This is a genomic window from Roseobacter fucihabitans (genome assembly GCF_014337925.2).
In the GTDB taxonomy this organism is placed as follows: domain Bacteria; phylum Pseudomonadota; class Alphaproteobacteria; order Rhodobacterales; family Rhodobacteraceae; genus Roseobacter; species Roseobacter fucihabitans.
The window spans coordinates 910,064-931,108 of the sequence record NZ_CP143423.1; the positions used below are offsets into that span (position 1 = coordinate 910,064).

Sequence of the window (21,045 nt, forward strand, 5' to 3'; positions counted from 1 at the left end):
GCGCCCCTGTTGTAAACCCACCCTATGACCGGCGTCTGTTGCCCGCGATCCAGACATCTGCGATGGCGCGATCATCGCCCATCATAATCGTGGGAAAAACGGCTTCCCAGATCGTTTCGGCCTCGTGGCTGCGCTGTGCAATAGCGGGGGTTGAGGCGAGATCGAGGATGGTCAGATCGGCATCATACCCCGCCGCCAATGTTCCAAGATGGTCGTGAAGGTGCAGGCTGCGCGCCGAACCCGCCGTTGCCAGCCAAATGAGTTGCGCCGGGTGCAGGGCCGTGCCGCGCAACTGGGCGATCTCATAGGCGGCAGCCATGGTGCGCAGCATCGAAAACGACGACCCGCCGCCGGTATCCGTGGCCAGCCCCAGGGGGATATGCCGCGCCGCCAACCCGGCCACATCCATCAATCCCGATCCAATGAAACTGTTGGAGGTCGGACAATGCACCAAAGCCGTACCGGTTTCCGCGATCCGGTCAATTTCGCGCGGTTCGAGATGGATGGCGTGACCGAACACCGCGCGCTCCCCGATCAGCCCATGGGCCTCATAGGTGTCCAGATAATCACGCGCCTGCGGGTAAAGCCTGCGCACCCAGTCGATTTCGGTCAATTGTTCGCTCAGATGCGTTTGCATCAGGCATTCGGGATGCTCCGCCCAGAGTGCTCCAAGGGCGACGAGCTGCTCGGGCGTGGAGGTTGGCGAAAACCGGGGTGTGATCGCGTAATGCGCGCGTCCCTTGCCGTGCCAGCGTTCCAGCAGGGATTTACTGTCGTCATAGGCCGATTGCGCGGTATCACAAAGGTCTGCGGGCGCGTTGCGATCCATGCAGGTCTTGCCCGCCACAACCCGCATACCCCGCGCGGCGGCCTGCTCGAAAAACGCCTCGACACTGATGGGATGGATCGTGGCATAGGAACACATCGTCGTGGTGCCATGATCCAGCGCCAGATCCAGATATCGCGCCGCGATTGCGCGGGCATAGGCGGGATCCTCAAAGCGCATTTCCTCGGGAAAGGTATAGCTGTTCAGCCAGTCGATCAGCTGCTTGCCCCAACTGGCGATCATCGCGGTTTGCGGGTAGTGCACATGCGCATCAACAAAGCCGGGACAGATCAGATGCGTGCCGTAATCGACCACCCGCGCGGCTGGATGTTCCTCGCGCAGTGCCGCCGCCGACCCGACGCGCAGAATTTTGCGGTCGTCGATCAAAACGGCACCGGTGGCATTGACCGACACCGCGTCTCCCCAAGGCAGGGTCATCGGGTTTGCATGAGCCTCAAAAGTTTGGCCCAGAAGAAGAGTTTGGTTGTTCATGCCACTTCTTTAGGCGCTTTGCGAGGGGGCGGCAACGGGGGGTAACCAGCGCTCGCGCTGCCATTGTATCCCGTAAGGCGCCCCCTTATGGTCCGGCCTCAAGCAGGGAGGCGCGCAGATGTCTGATCAGACAGCAGAGCTTGAGATGGAGACGGACGAGGATGCCTATCTCCTCGGCCCAAAGGCGATTTCGGCCATTCTCTATGCGGTCGATATTGATGATGCGGCCAAGCTCACGGAGCTGATGGAACCGCTGCATGCGGCGGATATCGCGGATCTTCTGGAGCAGATCAACGCCTATGACCGGTCCCGTCTGATCCGGCTCTATGGGCGTGAATTTGACGGTGAAATCCTGTCAGAACTTGACGAATCCGTGCGCGAGGAAGTGATTGCGGTGCTGACGCCGCAGGTGCTGAGCCAGGCCGTGCGCGATATGGACAGCGATGATGTTGTCGATTTGGTCGAGGACCTGGAGGATCATCAGCAAAGCGCCATTCTGGACGCATTGGAAGATGCCGACCGGCATGCGGTGCAACGCGCATTGGGGTATCCGGAATATTCCGCTGGCCGTCTGATGCAGCGCGAGGTCGTCATGGCCCCCGAACATTGGAGCGTCGGCGAGGCGATTGATCATCTGCGCGCCACGCCCGAAGATGAATTGCCCGATCAGTTCTACCACATCGTGATCGTGGATCCGCGCCTGCATCCGGTGGGCAACGTGACGCTGGGCAAGCTGATGCGCTCCAAGCGCGTCACGAAACTCTGTGATATTACGGAGGAAACCTTTCGCGTCATCCCGGCGGTGCAGGCCGAATCCGATGTGGCCTATGCGTTCAATCAATATCACCTGATTTCCGCCCCCGTGGTGGATGAGGAAGGGCGTCTGATCGGGATCATCACCATTGATGATGCGATGGCGGTGATGGATGAGGAGCACGAAGAGGACATCCTGCGTCTGGCCGGTGTGGGCGAGGGGTCCCTGTCGGACCGGGTGATCGAAACCACCAAGCAACGCCTGCCCTGGCTCGCGGTCAATCTGGTCACGGCCATCGCCGCGAGCCTTGTCATTGCGCAATTCGAAGTGGCGCTTGCCCAGATCGTCGCACTCGCTGTCTTGATGCCGATTGTCGCGTCCATGGGCGGGAATGCGGGCACGCAATCGCTGACCGTGGCGGTGCGCGCGATTGCCACCAAGGACCTGACCGGCGCAAACGTCTGGCGGGTCATCCGGCGCGAGGTCCTGGTGGGGTTGGTAAACGGCGTGATATTCGCCGCGATCATGGGGATTGTCGGCGTCATCTGGTTTGGCTCGCCGGCGCTGGGCTATGTCATCGCGGCGGCTATGGTCATCAACCTTGTCGTTGCCGGGTTGGCTGGAACGGCGATTCCCGTCATTCTGGAACGGGTCGGGGTGGACCCGGCCCTGGCCTCCGGGGCCTTTGTGACGACCGTGACGGATGTGGTTGGTTTTTTCGCCTTTCTGGGTCTTGCGGCTCTGGTGCTGCTATGAGCGATCTGGCGAAGATCAAGGCCGCAGCGCGCAAGGCAGGTTTCGCACGCCGCGCGCTGGCCCATGCCAATGACCCGGGCACCGGTGCGGGGCTTTTATCGGGGCTTTTGGCGGGCCATCGCGGGGTGGCGCTGTCGGGGTATATGCCCATCCGCACCGAAATCGACCCGGTCCCGGCGATGGCCGAGGCTGCCGCCTATGGGCCGGTTGGCATTCCGGTGATCATGGGCGCGGGCAAGCCGCTTAAATTCGCACATTGGGAGCCCGACATGCCGCTGGTGGCCGGGCCATTCGGCGCGCGTATTCCCGAAAATCCGACGTTTTTCGAGCCGGAAATCCTGATTGTACCGCTGGTCGCCTTTGATGCGCAGGGCGGGCGTCTGGGCTATAGCGGCGGGTTCTATGACCGCACGCTGGAGCGTTTGCGCGCCGCGCGCGCCACATTGGCGGTTGGCTTTGCTTACGCTGGGCAAGAAGCCGATCGCCTGCCGCTTGAAGTGACGGACCAGACACTGGATTTTCTGGTGACCGAAAATGAAGTGATGGACCTGCGCGGTGGCAGCACATGAGGGCGAATGCCTCAATCCAAAAAGACCGCATCAGCCGCTGCGCCAAAAGCGGCGTTTTTCTGCGCGCACAGCCCTTAGGGCAAAAATACGCCCCGCATCATGCCCAGATACAACAATTATATGTGACACGCCTCTTGCTCTGAGCGCCGCTGCGCCCTAGGCATCTGGCATGAAAATCTTGTTTCTTGGCGATGTCATGGGGCGGGCCGGACGGCGCGCGATTACGGAAAACCTGCCCCGGTTGCGGGCCGAGTGGAAGCTGGATTTCATCGTCGTGAACGGTGAAAATGCGACCTCCGGCATCGGTCTTTCCGCAGCACATGCCAAAACGCTGCTGGATGTGGGTGTGGATTGTCTGACGCTGGGCGATCATGCCTTTGATCAAAAGGACATGCTGCGTTTCATCGAGCAGGAACCGCGCATCATCCGCCCGCTGAACTTCTCAAAAACCGCACCGGGCAAGGGCGCGCGCCTGTTCACCGCCAAAAACGGGCGCAAGGTTCTGGTGGTTCAGGTCCTGGGGCAAGTCTTCATGAAACGCCCCTTTGACGATCCGTTTTCCGCCATCGAACCGGTGCTGAAAACCCATCCACTTGGCGGCATGGCGCAGGCCGTGATTGTGGATATGCATTGCGAAGCGACCTCCGAAAAAATGGCCATGGGGCATTTTTGTGATGGCCGCGCGAGCCTTGTTGTCGGCACACATACCCATGTGCCCACGGCGGATGCGATGGTTCTGCCCGGCGGGACGGGGTATCTGACGGATGCGGGCATGTGTGGCGATTACAATTCGGTCATCGGCATGGATAAGGGCGAACCTTTACGCCGCTTCATCACCGGCATGCCGCGCGACCGCTTTACGCCCGCCAATGGCACGGCCACGCTCTCCGGCGTCTACGTTGAAACCGATGATCGCACGGGCCGTGCAACCCGCATTGCGATGGTGCGTGACGGGGGGCTGTTGCAGGGCGCGACCCCTTGAGCGCGCCGGACGGGCGCGACACCTTGAGCCCACCGGACCCGCGCAAAGCCTCAAGCGCGCTGACCCGGCGCGATGCCATGATCTGTAGCGCTGTGCTGATCGTCATGGGGGCGGGCTGGGGCATGACGCAACCTTTGGGTAAAATCGCGGTCTCCTCCGGCTACAAGCATTTCGGCCTGATCTTCTGGCAGTTGTTCATCGGGGCGGCGTTGATGGCGCTGATTTGTGCTTTGCGCGGGACGCGCTTACCTCGGGAGCGCAAACAACGTGCCATATGTCTGATGGTGGCCATCATCGGGACAATCATCCCCAACACCACCTCCTATCAGTCGATTGTGCATCTCCCTGCGGGCATCGCGTCCATCCTGCTCTCGATGGTGCCGATGTGGGCTTTTGCGATTGCGCTGGCGATGGGCTTGGATCGGTTTTCAGGACGCAGGGCTTTGGGTCTTTTGCTGGGTCTCTGCGGTGTGTTCCTGATCGCGGTGCCGGGCGCGTCCCTGCTCGATATCGCGGTATTCTGGGTGCTGATCAGCCTCATCAGCGGGCTGTGTTACGGGCTTGAGGGCAATCTGGTGGCCCGGTTCGGGACCGCCGGTATGGACCCGTTTCAGGTGCTTTATGGCGCGTCGCTCATCGGGACAGTGATTATGGCACCGGTGGCGGTCGCCTCCGGGCAATGGATCCCGATTGAGGCCGCCGCGACCCTTGAAGGGCAGGCGCTTATTCTGGCCTCCTTGATCCACGTGATGGTTTACGCGGGCTATGTCTGGATGGTGGGGCGTGCGGGGGCGGTCTTTGCGGTGCAGGTCAGCTATCTGGTCACGGGGTTCGGTGTGCTCTGGGCTAAACTGATCCTGGATGAAGCCTATTCGGGCGGTATTTGGATGGCGCTGCTGTTGATGTTTGCTGGCATGTATCTGGTGCAGCCGCGCCCTAAGGCTGTGCTTGCCCCCGGTTGAGCAATCAGCGACACTGCCTTTCGATCAGACATCAAGCACAGGGTGCACCCCATTGATCTCTCTCATTGACCTGTCACCTACGCTCACCGCCCTCCTGACTTTGAGTGTGGTGGCCATTATGTTCATCCTCTTTGTGCGCGAATCCTATCCGACCGAAGTAGTGGCCATTATGGGGGCCGCCCTGATGTTGTTGCTCGGCGTTTTGCCCTATGATGACGCGCTGGCTGTGCTGTCCAATCCCGCGCCCTGGACCATTGCGGCCATGTTCATGGTGATGGGCGCGCTGGTGCGCACTGGCGCGCTCGAAGTCTTGACGCAGATCGCGGAACGCTATGCAAAAACCCATCCGAAATCGGCGGTCGCAGGCGTCATTCTTTGTGTCATGGGGGCCTCGGCCATCATGAACAACACACCCGTGGTGGTGGTGATGATCCCGGTGGTGGTGCAATTGAGCCAGACCCTGGGCGCAAAGGCCTCCAAATTCCTGATCCCGCTGAGTTATGCGGCGATCATGGGCGGCTCGCTGACGCTGATCGGGACCTCGACAAACCTGCTGGTGGATGGGGTTGCGCGCGGACAGGGGCTGGAACCTTTCACCATCTTCGAGATCATGCCCATCGGTCTGGTGGTCTGCGTCTGGGGCCTTTTGTATATGTCCATCTTTGCGCCGCGCCTGCTGCCGGATCGCGACAGCATGGCCAATATGCTCTCGAACCGCTCCAAGATGAAGTTCTTTACCGAGGCGGTGATCCCCCCCGAAAGCAACCTGGTCGGTCGCGACGTTCTTTCTGTGCAGCTGTTCAAACGCGAAGGCGTGCGGCTCATTGACGTGATCCGGGGCGATGCCTCGCTGCGGCGCAATCTCAAGGACGTGGCCCTTCAGGTCGGGGATCGCGTGGTGCTGCGCACGCAGATGACGGAACTGCTAAGCCTTCAGGCCACCAAAGAGCTCAAACGTGTGGATCAGGTTTCCGCCGTGGAAACCTCGACCGTGGAGGTGCTGATCACACCGGGTTGCCGCATGGTCGGGCGCTTATTGGGCGCGATGCGGTTGCGCCGCCGCTATGGCGTCTATCCGCTGGCCGTGCACCGGCGGAACCAGAACATCGGGCGGCAATTGGATGAGCTGGTGGTAAAAGTCGGCGATACCCTGCTGCTGGAAGGCGCACCGGAGGATATTCAACGGTTGGCGGCGGATATGGATATGGTCGATGTTTCCCAACCCTCCGCGCGCGCGTTTCGCCGCAGCCACGCGCCCATCGCGATCCTGGCGCTTGCAGGCATTGTCATTCTGGCCGCGTTCAACGTCGCCCCCATTTTGCTGCTGGCAGTTCTGGCGGTGGCGTTGGTGCTGGTCACGGGCTGCATTGACGCGGATGAGGCGTTTTCCTTTGTGGACGGACGCCTCCTGGCGCTGATCTTCGCGATGCTGGCGGTGGGGGCCGCCCTGCAACATTCCGGCGCGGTTGCGTTGATCGTGGATGCGGTATCGCCCAGTTTGATGAACATGCCACCCACGGTTGTCGTGCTGGTCGTCTTCGTGATGACCTCGACCTTTACGGAGGTGGTCTCCAACAACGCCGTGGCCGTCATCATGACACCGCTGGCCATCGGCCTTGGTACAGCACTTGGGCTTGATCCGCGCCCGCTCGTGGTGGCCGTGATGATCGCAGCCTCCTGCGCCTTTGCCACGCCCATCGGCTATCAGACCAACACGCTGGTTTATGGTCCGGGCGGATATCGGTTCACCGATTTCATGCGCATCGGCATCCCGCTCAACATCAGCATGGCATTGATTGTATCGCTAATCATCCCGCTGATCTGGCCGCTTTGAAGGGGGATGATAGAGCCCCTCAAGCCGCCGAAAAGGGGTCGGACACGGGCCAGGCAACTCCCGAACCGATGGGCACCGCGCCCCTTTCATTTGCAAATCCCACTTGGTGGCATGACAATCCTCAAAAGGATTACCTATAGTGAAAAACGCGATACTCATTTCGTTCCCATCTCCAAGGAAGGTTTAACATGTTTACAGGATCGATGAATTTTGACCTTGGCGAGGATGTGAATGCGCTGCGCGATATGGTGCACCGCTGGGCGCAGGACCGGGTCAAACCACTGGCATCAGATGTTGATCAGAAGAACGCGTTTCCCCATGAATTATGGGAGGAAATGGGTGAATTGGGGCTTTTGGGCATCACGGTTCCGGAGGCGGATGGGGGTGCCGGGATGGGGTATCTGGCCCATGTTGTGGCGATTGAGGAGATCGCGCGCGCCAGTGCCAGTGTTTCGTTGTCCTACGGCGCGCATTCCAATCTCTGCGTCAACCAGATCAAGATCAATGGCAATGCCGCGCAGAAGGCGAAATACCTGCCTGATTTGCTGTCGGGAAAAAGCGTTGGCGCTCTGGCGATGTCGGAATCGGGTGCGGGCTCGGATGTCGTAGGCATGCAGCTGCGGGCTGAAAAGCGGAATGATCGCTTCGTGCTGAATGGCAGTAAATACTGGATCACAAATGGCGGTGAGGCCACCACGGCGGTTGTTTATGCCAAGACCGACCCGGAGGCGGGCTCAAAGGGCATCACCGCGTTTGTGATCGAAAAATCCATGCCGGGGTTCAGCCAGTCGCCGCATTTTGACAAGCTGGGGATGCGGGGTTCCAACACGGTCGAGCTGGTCTTTGAGGACGTTGAAGTGCCTTATGAGAACATCCTGGGTGATGAGGGCAAGGGGGTGGCTGTGTTGATGTCCGGCCTCGATTATGAACGCGTCGTGTTATCCGGGATCGGGCTTGGCATCATGGCCTCCTGCCTTGATGAAATCATGCCCTATATGGTCGAACGCAAGCAGTTCGGGAAATCGATCGGGACTTTCCAGCTGATGCAGGGCAAGATCGCGGATATGTATACCAAAATGAATTCCGCGCGCGCCTATGTCTATGAGGTCGCAAAGGCTTGTGATCGGGGCGAGGTCACGCGTCAGGATGCGGCGGCTTGCGTGTTATATGCCTCCGAGGAGGCGATGGTCGTTGCGCATCAGGCGGTGCAGGCCATGGGCGGTGCGGGCTTCATGAATGACACCCCCGTTAGCCGCATTTTCCGGGATGCCAAGCTGATGGAAATCGGTGCGGGCACCTCCGAAATCCGTCGGATGCTGATTGGCCGCGAGTTGATGGGGGCGATGGTCTGATGGCGGTTCTGACCTCCGCGATCTCGCCGAACTCCGAGAGCTTTCGTTTCAATCAAGCCGCTCATCGTGCGGCGATGGCTCCGATCCGGGCCGCGGCGGAGCGATCCCTTGAGGGGGGCGGAGAGAAGGCGCGCGAACGCCATCTGAGCCGCGGCAAGATCCTGCCCCGCGAACGCGTTGCGCGATTGCTCGATCCGGGCGCACCGTTTCTGGAAGTCGGTATGTTTGCGGCTCACGGGATGTATGAAAACGCCAGCCCCTCGGCGGGTGTCGTTGCCGGTATCGGCCGGGTGGAGGGCCGCGAGGTGATGGTCATCTGCAATGATGCGACGGTCAAGGGCGGTACTTATTTTCCGATGACGGTCAAGAAACACCTGCGCGCACAGGAGATCGCCGAGCAGAACCATTTGCCCTGCATTTATCTGGTGGATTCGGGTGGGGCCAACCTGCCCAATCAGGATGAGGTCTTTCCCGACCGCGATCATTTCGGGCGTATCTTTTTCAATCAGGCGAATATGTCGGCCAAGGGCATCGCCCAGATCGCGGTGGTCATGGGTTCCTGCACCGCCGGGGGGGCTTACGTGCCGGCGATGTCGGATGTGACCATCATCGTGCGCGATCAGGGCACGATCTTTCTGGCCGGCCCGCCGCTGGTCAAGGCGGCGACGGGCGAGATCGTGAGCGCCGAAGATTTGGGCGGGGGGGATGTTCACACGCGGTTGTCGGGTGTGGCGGATTATCTGGCCAATGATGATCAACATGCGCTGGCTCTGGCGCGACAGGCGGTTGCGAACCTGAATCTGCAAAAACCAAGCCCGCTTGAGATGCGTTCCGTTGAGGCACCGCTTTATGATCCCGACGAAATCCTCGGCGTGGTACCGGCGGATTTGAAAACCCCTTATGATGCCCGCGAGGTCATTGCGCGCATAGTGGATGGCTCGCGGTTTGATGAATTCAAGGCGCGCTATGGCACGACGCTGATTTGTGGTTTTGCCCACATCATGGGGATGCCCGTCGGGATCATCGCCAATAACGGTGTGATCTTTTCCGAGGCGGCGGTGAAGGGCGCGCATTTTGTGGAGCTTTGTTCGCAACGCCAAATCCCGCTCGTGTTCTTGCAGAACATCACCGGCTTCATGGTCGGGCGGGCCTATGAAAACCGTGGGATCGCCAAGGACGGGGCCAAACTGGTGACGGCCGTGGCCACCACCAAGGTGCCCAAGGTTACCATGCTGATCGGGGGGTCTTTTGGGGCGGGAAATTACGGTATGTGCGGGCGCGCCTACAGCCCCCGGTTGCTGTGGACCTGGCCCAACAGCCGCATTTCGGTGATGGGTGGCGCGCAGGCGGCGGGCGTTCTGGCCAGCGTGCGGCGCGACGCGATTGAGCGCAGGGGCGAGACATGGTCCGCCGCCGAGGAGGCCGCGTTCAAGCAACCCACCATCGATCAGTTCGAAGAGCAGGCCCATCCGCTTTATGCCTCCGCGCGGCTTTGGGATGACGGCGTCATTGATCCGCGCAAAACCCGCGAGGTGCTCGCGCTCAGCCTCTCTGCGGCCCTGAATGCGCCAATTGAAGAGACACGTTTCGGCGTGTTCCGGATGTAGGGGAGAGCGCGGTGTTTCATAAAATCCTGATTGCCAATCGCGGTGAGATCGCCTGCCGTGTCATCAGCACGGCGCGCCGGTTGGGCATAAAGACGGTCGCGGTTTATTCGGATGCGGACGCGCATGCAAAACATGTGGCGATGGCGGATGAGGCGGTCCAGATCGGTCCCGCGCCGGTGGCTGAGAGTTACCTCAAGGGAGCGCGGATCATCAAGGCGGCCTTGCAAACGGGCGCGCAGGCGATCCATCCCGGATATGGGTTTCTGTCGGAAAATCCCGATTTCGTACGGGCGGTGGAAGCGGCGGGTCTCATCTTCATCGGCCCATCCGCCAGTGCGATCAAGGCGATGGGGCTGAAGGATGCGGCGAAATCCTTGATGCTTGAGGCCGGGGTTCCGGTTGTGCCGGGCTATCACGGCGAAAACCAGGACCCGGATTTTCTGGCGGATGAAGCCGATAAGATCGGCTACCCCGTCCTGATCAAGGCCCGCGCGGGGGGCGGTGGCAAGGGCATGCGTCTGGTCGAAAAGCCCGCCGCGTTCAAATCGGCGCTGCAGGGCGCGCAGCGCGAGGGGCAGGCCAGTTTCGGCGATCCCGTCTGCCTGATTGAGAAATTCGTGAGCCACCCCCGCCACATCGAAATCCAGGTCTTTGGCGATGCGCATGGCAACGCCATTTCCCTGTTCGAACGGGACTGTTCGCTTCAGCGGCGCCACCAGAAGGTCATCGAGGAGGCCCCGGCCCCGGACATGCCGCAAAAAATCCGCGACGCCATGGGCAAGGCCGCCGTGGAAGCCGCCAAGACCATTGGATATTCGGGCGCAGGCACGGTCGAATTCATCGTGGATGGCTCGGGTCCTTTGCGAGAAGACGGATTTTGGTTCATGGAAATGAACACCCGGTTGCAGGTCGAACACCCGGTTTCCGAAGCCATTACGGGGCTTGATTTCGTTGAGCTGCAATTGCGTGTGGCCTCTGGTGAGCCATTGCCCGTCACGCAGGATGATTTGTCAATTGACGGTTGGGCCTTTGAAGCAAGGGTCTACGCGGAGGATGTGCCCAAGGGGTTCCTGCCCGCCACGGGGAGGCTGGATCATTTGTCCTTCCCGGAGGCTGCTGAATTTTCGCGCGGGGCCATCCGCATCGATAGCGGGGTCCGGCAGGGTGATGACATCTGCCCCTGGTATGATCCGATGATCGCCAAGGTGATTGTGCACGGGCCGACGCGCGGCGCGGCCCTCAATATGCTCAGTGCGGCGCTGGCGCAGTGCCATGTCGCGGGGTCCGTCACCAACCTTGAATTTCTGGGCGCGCTGTCCCGGCACGCGGGTTTCGCCAGGGGAGAGGTCGACACTGGCCTGATCGGGCGTGATCTCGATGCGCTGAGCGCGCAGGCCGCGGCGGAGCCTTACGTGCTGGCGCTGGCGGCATTGGGCGGCTTGGGTTTGCTCGGACCTGCGAAAACCGAGGGCCCTTGGGACCAGCTTATGGGCTGGCGACACTGGGACGATGCGCAGCATTTCAGTGCTCTGGGCGCAGATGAGGATCGCCTGGAGCAGCGCGTGACGATGCGCGATCAGGGGCATTTCCAAGTCGATGGAAACGGGCACTCCGTCACCCTGGAGGTGTCCGCACTGGGCGCAACATCCTACCGTGTTCTCTGCGATGGTGCGGTGTTTTCCGCCGATGTGGTAGTTTTACCCGAAAGGGTCTGGGTCTTTGTGGAGGGGCGCAGTTTCAATTTCAGCCTGCCGGACGCCTTAGCGGATGCGCAAAGTGATCAGACGGGCGGAGATTGCATTATCGCACCGATGCCCGGTCTGGTGAAGGTTGTGTCGGCAACAATCGGGATGACGGTTGCACAGGGTGATCCGCTCTTGATTCTGGAAGCGATGAAGATGGAGCATACGCTCACCGCGCCCCGCGATGGCGTGATCGCTGAAGTGCTGTCGTCAGTCGGCGAGCAGGTCACGGATGGCACTGTCTTGCTGACCCTGGAACCTCAAGATGACTGAGGCCGTATCGATCTCTGATATGAAGCCAAGCGACGGGCTTGATGATGGCAGCAAAGTGACAAGGACGCTGGATAGGGTCTGCTTGAGAGAGACGCTTTGGCGGTATGGGTTTTCTCGGATCGAGATCACGGATTTTATCCGCTCACGGGGTGCTCCCCAGATAAGTGACGCAGCGGAGGTCATCGGTCGGTCCGCAAAGGGTTTCAGGGCCGTGATATTTTGCGATAAATCTCGTTGGATGCCAAGTCACAGGAGCGCCGCATGAGCTATGAAACACTCGATATCAAACTGGATGACCGGGGGGTGGCTTATGCAACGCTGAACGTGCCCGATAAGCGCAATGCATTATCGTCCCAGATGATCGCCGAGCTGACGGATATGGCCCTGAGCCTTGGCGCACAGACTGCAACGCGCGCCATCGTCCTGTGCGGGGCGGGTAAGGTTTTCTGTGCCGGTGGCGATCTGAACTGGATGAAGGCGCAAATTGACGCTGACCGTGAAACCCGAATGCGCGAAGCCCGCAAGCTGGCCGAAATGCTCAACGCGCTCAATGTCATGCCAACGCCGTTGATCGGGCGTATTCACGGCGGCGCATTTGGGGGTGGGGTGGGCATGGCTTGCGTGTGCGACGTCGCAATTGCCGATCAGGCCACCAAGTTCGGGTTGACCGAAACGCGGCTGGGGTTGATCCCGGCAACAATCGGTCCCTATGTTTTGGCCAGAATGGGGGAGGGCAACGCAAGGCGGGTGTTCATGTCCGCCCGCATTTTTGAGGCCGATGAAGCGGCGGAACTTGGCATCATTGCGCGCGCTGTGCCGGGCGACATTCTGGATGAGCAGATCGAAGCCGAAGTCGCGCCCTATCTGAGGGTTGCCCCGCAGGCAGTGGGGGCTGCAAAGGCATTGGCCCGCGCGCTGGGACCGCGCATTGACGCGGAGATCATCAATGAAACGATCCGGCGTCTTGCAGACACATGGGAGGGTGAGGAAGCCGCGCATGGGATCGAAACGTTTCTGAAAAAAAGTTCTGCTCGCTGGACTTAGATCAAAAGGCTGAATTTTGGGAACTTGCGCAAAACGGGGACAGGATGTCCGACACGATTGACAGGCGCTTTGCGCAGAAACCGCGCGATCGCACAGGCAACGCCCCCCATAGCCGGATGACCAATCGGACCGTTGCGAAGATATCGAAACGAAATCGACGGCGCCCCCGAACAAAAATTATCACTCCTATTGTCCGAGCGGGACCTCTTACCGGGTCAGTGCTGCGCTGAACCACAAAGGCGCGCTCTTAGGCCAGGTGCTGGCCAATCTGGCGGTAGGCCTGCGACATGGCCAAGCCCACCTGTGGCGCATTTGGTGTCGGATAACGCGACAGACCTGATGGTGCCAAGGGCGATGCCTGATCGCCGGTTTGCGATGGTGGCCGCCAATGGGGCCGCGCGGACGTGCATTTGATGCGGAATTCTCGCCTGATTGAGGTGTTGAAATCGCGGATTGGAGGTTAAGAGGGCAAATGCCGGATTGATATGTCCTCGCTGGCCGGGAAAGGAAAACTGTGGGTTGGTTTTGGAACCAAGCAAGGGTGGCGAGAAACCCTTTGGGCCTGAGAGTGCAAAGATCTGCAGCTTTATTATAACGCGTGAGACGCGGATCCTGACCGGGGCCAGCCCGCAGGTTCGAGACCGGGTCGGGTTTGGCGATTGCGCGGGAAGGTTGCTGGTTGCGTTGAGGACCCCTTTCGCATGAGAATGATTTAACATCGCCCGACCGAATGGGACGACATCCAGGAGACTAAACAATGGCAAAAGCATTCGCATCCCAGGGCGATTTATCCGAGAAGACAATAACCTTTGACGAGATTGGTAAGGACCTCTGGGCTTTCACTGCTGAGGGGGATCCGAACTCTGGTGTGATCATCGGCGATGAGAGCGTGATGATTATCGAGGCGCAGGCCACCCCGCGCCTGGCTCATAAGGTCATCGAAAAACTCCGCACCGTCACCGACAAGCCAATCAGCCATCTTGTACTGACCCATTATCACGCGGTGCGCGTGCTGGGGGCATCGGCTTACGGTGCGGATCAGATCATCATGTCGGATGCAGCCCGCGCGATGGTACTGGAGCGCGGTCAGGAGGATTGGGACAGCGAATTCCAACGCTTCCCGCGCCTGTTTGAGGGCCACGAGAGCATTCCCGGCCTCACATATCCCACCACCACCTTCAGCGACGCCATGACGGTTTATCTCGGCACCCGCCGCGTGGATATCAAACACATCGGCCGCGCCCATACCTCCGGTGACGCGATCATCCACGTGCCTGATGAGAACGTGATGTTCACCGGCGATATCGTTGAGGATCACTCCGCCTGCTATTGCGGGGATGGGTATTTCGCCGATTGGGGGACAACGCTGGACCGGATCGCCGCCTATGATGTGGACGCCATTGCACCCGGACGGGGCGGCGCTTTGATCGGCACGGATGCGGTTGCGCGGGCCATCGCATCAACGCGCGACTTTGTGCACAGCACCTATGCGCCCGCCGCACGGGTGGCGGCAAAGGGCGGCTCGCTCAAGCAAGCATGGGATGCGGTGCGCGAGGCGTGTGATCCGAAATTCAAGGATTACGCCATCTATGAGCATTGCCTGCCCTTCAACGTCTCGCGCGCCTATGACGAGGCCCGCGGGATTGCGTATCCGCGCATCTGGACAGATCAGCGCGATCTTGAAATGTGGGCGGCCCTGCAAGGGTGAGCCGTCTGGGGAGGCGTTCAAAATGGTTGATGTAAGGTATGATATCGCGTTCCGGCTCTACCCTTATGAAAAGGTGGCAGCCCAATCACGACCGGCGCAGCGCCATCCGGTTGTGATCGTCGGCGGTGGTCCGATTGGCATGGCAACGGCGCTTGATCTGGGCCTGAAGGGCACGCCGGTGCTTGTGCTGGATGATCATGAAGGCGTCGGGCAGGGCAGTCGCGCAATTTGCTTTGCAAAACGCACGCTTGAGATTGCCGACCGGTTGGGGGCGGGCGATGCGATGGTCGCCAAGGGCGTTACCTGGAACCTGGGTAAAGTTTTTCATGGTCATGAAAAAGTCTTTGAGTTCGATATGCAACCTGAGGAGGGCCACAAGCGGCCTGCCTTCATCAACCTGCAACAGCCCCATTTTGAGAAATGCCTGGTCGACGCCATCCGCGCCGCACAGGCGGCAGGAGCCCCCATCGAAATCCGTGGCCGCAATGCCGTGACGGGGATGCACCAGAAGCACGGCCATGTATTGTTGGACATTGATACGCCCGACGGTCCTTATCAGATCGAAGCCGATTGGCTCATCGCCTGTGATGGGGCGGGCTCGCCGATCCGTGCCATGATGGATCTGAGCTTTGAGGGGCGGGTGTTTGAGGATAATTTCCTGATCGCGGATGTGAAGATGACGGCGGATTTTCCAGCGGAGCGCTGGTTCTGGTTTCAACCGCCCTTCAAGAACTGCGGTGCCTCTGCCTTGCTGCACAAACAGCCCGATGACATCTGGCGCATCGATTTCCAATTGGGCTGGGATATCGACCGGGAAAAGGAGTTGAAACCCGAAAGCATCCGCGCGCGTGTTGATGCCATGCTGGGTCCGGATGTGGCATATGAACTGGAGTGGACGTCCATCTACACTTTCCAGTGTCGCCGGATGAAAGATTTCCGCCACGGCCGCGTCATTTTTGCTGGTGACAGCGCCCATCAGGTCTCGCCGTTTGGTGCGCGCGGGGCCAATTCCGGGGTTCAGGATGCGGATAACCTTGCCTGGAAACTCGACCTGGTGGTCAAGGGGCTGGCACCGGAAGCCCTGCTGGATAGCTATTCACAGGAACGCGGGTACGGGGCCGACGAAAATATTCGCAATTCGACCCGTTCCACGGATTTCCTGACGCCCAAGAGCGAGATCAGCAAGGTTTTTCGAGATGCGGTACTGGAACTTGCCCGGACCCATGCTTTCGCCCGCCCGCTCGTCAATTCGGGGCGTCTGTCCGTGCCTTGCGTCTATGACGGCTTGTCGCTGAACGGTCCTGATGATCCGGCCCTGCCTGAGCTGACGCGCCCCGGTGCCGCTTGCGTTGATGCGCCGCTTGGCGATGGGTTTTTACTAAATAAACTGGCCGGGGTTTTCACCGTGCTTGCGATCAACACCGCCGCCCCTGCGATCGCAGAGGTCGATGGCATACCCCTCCAGAAGTTGGAAATATCCACTCAAAATGATGATCCAAAAGGGGCGGTTTCGGCCCGTTATCTGGGGGGTGCCACACAGGCCGTCTATTTGATCCGGCCGGATCAGCATGTCTCGGGCCGCTGGCAGTCTGTCGCGGAGCATCAAATAAGATCGGCGTTGCGTCGATCTGTCGGAAGGGACCTTTAGATCATGACCCTCAATCTTGAACCCAACATCACGGATCCCGATGCATTCTATGATGAATTGCTCCAGGCGCATGAGGGTTTGGACAAACCGCAAAGTGATGCGCTGAACGCGCGCCTGATCCTTGTGCTGGCCAATCACATCGGGGATCGCGGCGTGCTGCGCGATGCCTTGCAGGCAGCCAAGGCGGTATGAAGGCGCGCAGCGGTGCGATCCCACCTGCCTAGAGAGGCCATACAAGCAGGATCATGGGGATGCTCACAGCAACGATGAGCACTTCCAGAGGCAAGCCCATCCGCCAATAGTCTCCAAAAGAATACCCGCCCGCAGACAGGATCAACGTGTTGTTCTTGTGGCCAATCGGGGTCAGGAAGGCGCTGGAGGCGGCGACGGCGACGGCCATGAGAAAGGGATCGGGCGAGACGCCGAGCGATTGGGCCATCTGGATGCCGACGGGGGCGGCGACAATCGTGGTGGCGGTGTTGTTAAGCACATCCGACAGGGTCATCGTGACGATCATCAGAACGGTGAGCACCGCCCAGGCCGGCAGCCCGCCCGTCCATGACACGAGCGCGCCCGCGATCAATTCAGTGCCCCCGGAGCTTTCCAGCGCGGCCCCCAGCGGGATCATGGAGCCGAGCAAAACAACCACGGGCCAGTTGATATGATCATAGAGCTCGCCCAGTGGCACAATGCGTGTCAGCACATAGGCCACAACCACCAGACCAAGCGCGATGGGCAGATAAAGCAACCCGATACTGGCGGCCATCACAGCCCCGGCAAACAACCCGATGGCCAGCCACACCTTGCTGTTTTCGGTGACGGCAAGGCCGCGATCTGCGAGCGGCAGGCACCCCAGCCAATCGGCCACATCCGGGCCGGTATCGCGCGGCACCAGCAGCAGCAGGATATCCCCCGTCTTCACCACGGTTTTGCGCAAATGCTTCGTGATCCGCGTGCCTTGGCGTGAAATGCCGAGCAACACGCTGCGTTGACGCCAGGCGAGGCCAATGGCCTGCGCGGTCTTGCCATTGATACGTGCGGTTTCGGTGACGACAACTTCGATGATTTCCACGCCCTCGCCATCCGCACGCAGGGCTTCCTCGCGTTTGGTATCGGTCACGGCCAGATCGAGGGTGGTACGGAATTCATCCAGCGCCTCGGGGGTGGCTTCCAGAACAAGCGCGTCACCCGCTTGCAGGGCGGTGTTGCGGGCCTGCCCATAGCGCCGCTTGCCGTCCCGGATCAGACCCAGAATGGCCACATCCGCCTTATCCGCAGCCTCGCTCAGTTCCAGAACCCGCTTGCCGATCTGTTTGCTTTTTTCAGGGACGGTCAATTCGGCGATATATTGCGAAATATCCTGCGGGTTGGTGTCCTTGTCGTCGCCTTGTGGGATCAGACGCCAACCAATCAGCGCCACGAAAATCAGCCCGGCCAGGGCTGCCGCCCCGCCGACGGGCGCGAAATCAAACATCGCAAAGGGTGCGCCCAGTGCTTCTTCGCGGATCGAGGCGATGATGATGTTGGGCGGTGTCCCGATCAGGGTCGCCATACCCCCAAGGATGGTCGCGAAACTCAAGGGCATCAGGCTGAGCCCCGGTGCGCGACCCGCTTTGCGCGCGGTCTGCATGTCCACCGGCATCAGCAGGGCGACCGCGGCCACATTGTTCATGAAGGCCGACAGCACCGCACCGATGGCCCCCATCAGAGCGATATGCGCACCCAGGCTGCGCGAGGCATCCACCAATGTGCGCGTGATCAGAAACACTGCCCCCGAGCGCACCAAGCCTGCTGAGACGACCAAAACAAGCGCCACTACGAGGGTTGCGGGATGGCCAAAGCCCGAAAACGCCTCCTGTGTTGGGACAACGCCCAATACGACGGCGATCATCAGGGCGCAGAAGGCCACGATATCATATCGAAAACGACCCCACAGCAGCAGCCCGAAAACCGCACCAAACAGGGAAAACAGAATGATTTGTTCAGAAGTCACCGCTCGTTGCTCCAGACGCTTGATTTCACGATTTGTTTTGCCTCAACTGCGTTTATGTCTGATTTGAACTTTATTATCACCAACGGATTTTCCACCGCCCTGGAGGAGGCCTCGAAATTGGGCCCGCGGGCCGCTTCCAGGGCGAAACTGCGGATTTTTGGTCTGATCCGCTATCTGCGCGGGGTTGAACACAGCTGGCGGCGCGCGGATCATCTGCGCTGGAACCATGTCGAACAGGTGCGCCATATCAAGAAAGACTACCCGCCCGCCGAATTCGGTGCCTTTCTGAGCGATATAGAAAACCCCTTTTTATTTCAGTCTGTTGAGGGACTTTCCGATCCCGACCCAGAGGGGTATTTCGCCCGGTTCCGGTCGCGCCGGTTCCAGCTTGCCTGCGTCGTGCTTTACACTGAACGCCCCGACAGGCGTCTGGCGTTCCTGTCGGTGGGTACCTTGACCGATTGCAATCGACGGCTTGGGGGTCTGCATGACGCAAAGCAAGCAAAACAGGTGATTTCACAGGTACGCGCCTTCCCAAAGCCCTAAGGCAGCGGGCGTGCAAACCTTGACAGCAACCGGTATATCGCCTAGATGTTGTCTTGCAAGGCAACAATGTCACGTCCCAAACAGAGTTGGTGATCCATGGCCGATATAAACGTCAATGCAGGCACGACATCCAAATCCGGCAAACGTGCGGCGACGCGCAAACCGGTGCGGACCTCGAAATCTGCTGCAAAACCCTTAGCAGTTCTGGATGAGGCAAGACATGAAGCGGCCTTTGAGGCCCTCAGCCCGGTCGAGAAAAACGCGGTGTTTCGCGATGTGGGAGAGGAATTGGCGCGCACATTGGGCGCACAGGTGGTGGCGCAGATGCTCAATGGTACGCCCATGAGCGGGCGTGAAATTGGCGCGCAACTGGGGTTTGATCACAGCGCCCTGTCGCGCATCGCGCGCGGGGAGTCCAAAACGGGACCGACGCTGTGGAAGGTGTTTGCTCTGGCCGAGGCGCTTGGCTACCGGATTGAGCTCAACGCTGTCAAAAAGTGATTTCTGCTGGGTTGTTATCGGATGCGCTGATCCTTGGACCGGCCATATGGGCGTGCTCTTATCTGCTGCGCTCGCGGTGGTATGAACGCCAGGCGGATCAACTGGCGGCGCAGGGTAGGGATGCGCAAACCCTCCAGTTGAAGCGCGAAGAGGCGCGTTATTTTCAGGATTTTGCTCGGGTGATGCCCAATTGGATGCTGGCGGCGTTGACCATCGGATTAGGCTTGCGGCTGGCCCTGACCGTGGCCGCAATCTGGGGCGCATAGTCAGAGGGGTTGAGCGTGGCGCGACCTGGCGGTAAACAGCGGCAAACTCAACGAATGGGAAGTTCCAATGGCCGGCCACTCAAAATGGGCAAACATCCAGCATCGCAAAGGGCGCCAGGATGCTGTGCGCTCAAAGCTGTTTTCGAAATTCAGCAAGGAAATCACCGTGGCCGCCAAGATGGGTGACCCGGATCCCGACAAGAACCCGCGCCTGCGCCTGGCCATCAAAGAGGCCAAATCTCAATCCATGCCCAAGGATAATATCGACCGCGCGATCAAGAAATCGCAGGCCGGTGACGGGGATGACTACGAGGAAATCCGCTATGAGGGTTATGGCCCTAACGGTGTGGCTGTGATCGTCGAGGCGATGACCGACAACCGCAACCGGACGGCCTCCACCGTGCGCTCCACCTTCACCAAAAATGGCGGCAACCTGGGCGAGACCGGCAGCGTGGGGTTCATGTTTGATCGCAAGGGCGAGGTCACATACAGCGCTGATGTCGGGGATGCGGATACGGTTATGATGGCCGCCATCGAGGCGGGTGCCGAGGACGTGGAGAGCACGGAAGACAGCCATGTGATCTGGTGCGCGGATACCGACCTTAACGAGGTTGCAACGGCGCTGGAGGCGGGATTGGGCGAGTCTGAGAGCACCAAGCTGGTGTGGAAGCCAACGATCACGACCGAGATGGACCTTGAGAGCATGCAAAAGCTGATGAAGCTGATTGACGCGCTGGAAGATGACGACGACGTGCAGCGGGTCACGACGAATTTTGACGCCTCTGATGAGGTCATGGCCGAGTTGTAACGCGGTTGACCCTGGCGGTAAAATGATGCCGTTTACCATCGTCAGCGGGGTGTTTTCGCAAATGAAATGAACATCCGCTGACAGGGCATTGAATTACGCGGCGTTGGTGCGGGCGTCGTTTTGGCCTGCAAATTGAGCCAACCGGCCTGGCGCGACGACGGCGGTAAAAAACGCTGACTGTCTGGGTTTTGGACCTTTGCGCGTTTACCCGGAAATCAAACAGAACGATGGCTTCAACGGGGCGATCCTTTAATTGGATTTGCTCCGCTGCAAAAGGCGCAAGACCGGCGTTTCATTGTCCGGTCGGCGGGGCATCCCGTTTGAGGGATCACGGTGAAGCTTTACGTATTGCGCAGAACGGACGTATAAAGTTCCAATGGCC

The 21,045-nt window shown here is 59.9% G+C and carries 18 protein-coding genes; 16 read left to right on the top strand and 2 right to left on the bottom strand.

Annotation, left to right across the window (positions count from 1 at the left end):
* Window positions 1-22: 22 nt before the first annotated feature.
* Window positions 23-1,318, bottom strand: coding sequence for a guanine deaminase (guaD, locus tag ROLI_RS04625; RefSeq protein WP_187430883.1), 1,296 nt, complete (start codon window positions 1,316-1,318; stop codon window positions 23-25).
* A 118-nt stretch (window positions 1,319-1,436) separates the two neighbouring features.
* On the opposite strand from guaD, the gene mgtE reads away from it, so the two are divergent.
* The 12 genes from mgtE to ROLI_RS04685 all read left to right on the top strand — a co-directional run bounded on the left by mgtE (window position 1,437) and on the right by ROLI_RS04685 (window position 16,741).
* A complete protein-coding gene (gene mgtE, locus ROLI_RS04630; protein WP_187430884.1) occupies window positions 1,437-2,828 on the top strand; it encodes a magnesium transporter in 1,392 nt (463 codons plus the stop codon).
* Window positions 2,825-3,397: a 5-formyltetrahydrofolate cyclo-ligase gene (locus ROLI_RS04635; RefSeq protein ID WP_338469232.1), complete on the top strand. Its 573-nt coding sequence runs from the start codon at window positions 2,825-2,827 to the stop codon at window positions 3,395-3,397. Before mgtE ends, ROLI_RS04635 begins: the two co-directional genes overlap by 4 nt.
* Window positions 3,398-3,566: 169 nt before the next feature.
* Complete coding sequence (locus ROLI_RS04640; protein ID WP_187430886.1) at window positions 3,567-4,379, top strand: TIGR00282 family metallophosphoesterase; 813 nt, start codon at window positions 3,567-3,569, stop codon at window positions 4,377-4,379.
* A complete protein-coding gene (locus ROLI_RS04645; protein WP_262386565.1) occupies window positions 4,376-5,341 on the top strand; it encodes a DMT family transporter in 966 nt (321 codons plus the stop codon). Before ROLI_RS04640 ends, ROLI_RS04645 begins: the two co-directional genes overlap by 4 nt.
* 55 nt (window positions 5,342-5,396) lie before the next feature.
* Window positions 5,397-7,175 carry an SLC13 family permease gene (locus ROLI_RS04650; RefSeq protein ID WP_187430919.1) on the top strand — a complete coding sequence of 593 codons (1,779 nt, stop codon included), beginning with the start codon at window positions 5,397-5,399 and terminating at the stop codon, window positions 7,173-7,175.
* A gap of 188 nt (window positions 7,176-7,363) precedes the next feature.
* Entirely contained in the window at window positions 7,364-8,527 is a 1,164-nt protein-coding gene (locus ROLI_RS04655; protein WP_187430887.1) for an acyl-CoA dehydrogenase family protein, read from the top strand.
* On the top strand, window positions 8,527-10,134 hold the full coding sequence (locus ROLI_RS04660) for a carboxyl transferase domain-containing protein (protein ID WP_187430888.1): 1,608 nt from the start codon (window positions 8,527-8,529) through the stop codon (window positions 10,132-10,134). Before ROLI_RS04655 ends, ROLI_RS04660 begins: the two co-directional genes overlap by 1 nt.
* Window positions 10,135-10,145: 11 nt before the next feature.
* Window positions 10,146-12,149, top strand: coding sequence for an acetyl/propionyl/methylcrotonyl-CoA carboxylase subunit alpha (locus ROLI_RS04665; protein ID WP_338469233.1), 2,004 nt, complete (start codon window positions 10,146-10,148; stop codon window positions 12,147-12,149).
* A gap of 261 nt (window positions 12,150-12,410) precedes the next feature.
* The gene (locus ROLI_RS04670) at window positions 12,411-13,193 is read left to right on the top strand and encodes a crotonase/enoyl-CoA hydratase family protein (protein ID WP_187430890.1); all 783 of its coding nucleotides are present in this window, start codon (window positions 12,411-12,413) and stop codon (window positions 13,191-13,193) included.
* A 757-nt stretch (window positions 13,194-13,950) separates the two neighbouring features.
* Window positions 13,951-14,901 (top strand): MBL fold metallo-hydrolase, encoded by a 951-nt coding sequence (locus ROLI_RS04675; RefSeq protein WP_187430891.1) that lies wholly within the window; start codon window positions 13,951-13,953, stop codon window positions 14,899-14,901.
* A gap of 22 nt (window positions 14,902-14,923) precedes the next feature.
* Window positions 14,924-16,549 (top strand): FAD-dependent oxidoreductase, encoded by a 1,626-nt coding sequence (locus ROLI_RS04680; protein ID WP_187430892.1) that lies wholly within the window; start codon window positions 14,924-14,926, stop codon window positions 16,547-16,549.
* 3 nt (window positions 16,550-16,552) lie between these two features.
* Complete coding sequence (locus tag ROLI_RS04685) at window positions 16,553-16,741, top strand: DUF2783 domain-containing protein (protein WP_187430893.1); 189 nt, start codon at window positions 16,553-16,555, stop codon at window positions 16,739-16,741.
* Window positions 16,742-16,769: 28 nt separating this feature from the next.
* On the opposite strand, the gene ROLI_RS04690 is transcribed toward ROLI_RS04685, so the two are convergent.
* Window positions 16,770-18,542: an SLC13 family permease gene (locus ROLI_RS04690; protein WP_187430894.1), complete on the bottom strand. Its 1,773-nt coding sequence runs from the start codon at window positions 18,540-18,542 to the stop codon at window positions 16,770-16,772.
* A gap of 54 nt (window positions 18,543-18,596) precedes the next feature.
* Here ROLI_RS04690 and ROLI_RS04695 point away from each other — a divergent pair, with 54 nt between their 5' ends.
* From ROLI_RS04695 to ROLI_RS04710, 4 genes are all read left to right on the top strand, one after another.
* Window positions 18,597-19,088: a hypothetical protein gene (locus tag ROLI_RS04695; protein ID WP_187430895.1), complete on the top strand. Its 492-nt coding sequence runs from the start codon at window positions 18,597-18,599 to the stop codon at window positions 19,086-19,088.
* A 96-nt stretch (window positions 19,089-19,184) separates the two neighbouring features.
* Entirely contained in the window at window positions 19,185-19,589 is a 405-nt protein-coding gene (locus ROLI_RS04700) for a helix-turn-helix transcriptional regulator (RefSeq protein ID WP_187430896.1), read from the top strand.
* Complete coding sequence (locus ROLI_RS04705; protein WP_187430897.1) at window positions 19,586-19,855, top strand: hypothetical protein; 270 nt, start codon at window positions 19,586-19,588, stop codon at window positions 19,853-19,855. The genes ROLI_RS04700 and ROLI_RS04705 overlap by 4 nt, the downstream gene beginning before the upstream one ends.
* Before the next feature lie 67 nt (window positions 19,856-19,922).
* Window positions 19,923-20,663, top strand: a complete 741-nt coding sequence (locus tag ROLI_RS04710; RefSeq protein ID WP_187430898.1) for a YebC/PmpR family DNA-binding transcriptional regulator — start codon at window positions 19,923-19,925, stop codon at window positions 20,661-20,663.
* Window positions 20,664-21,045 lie beyond the last annotated feature (382 nt).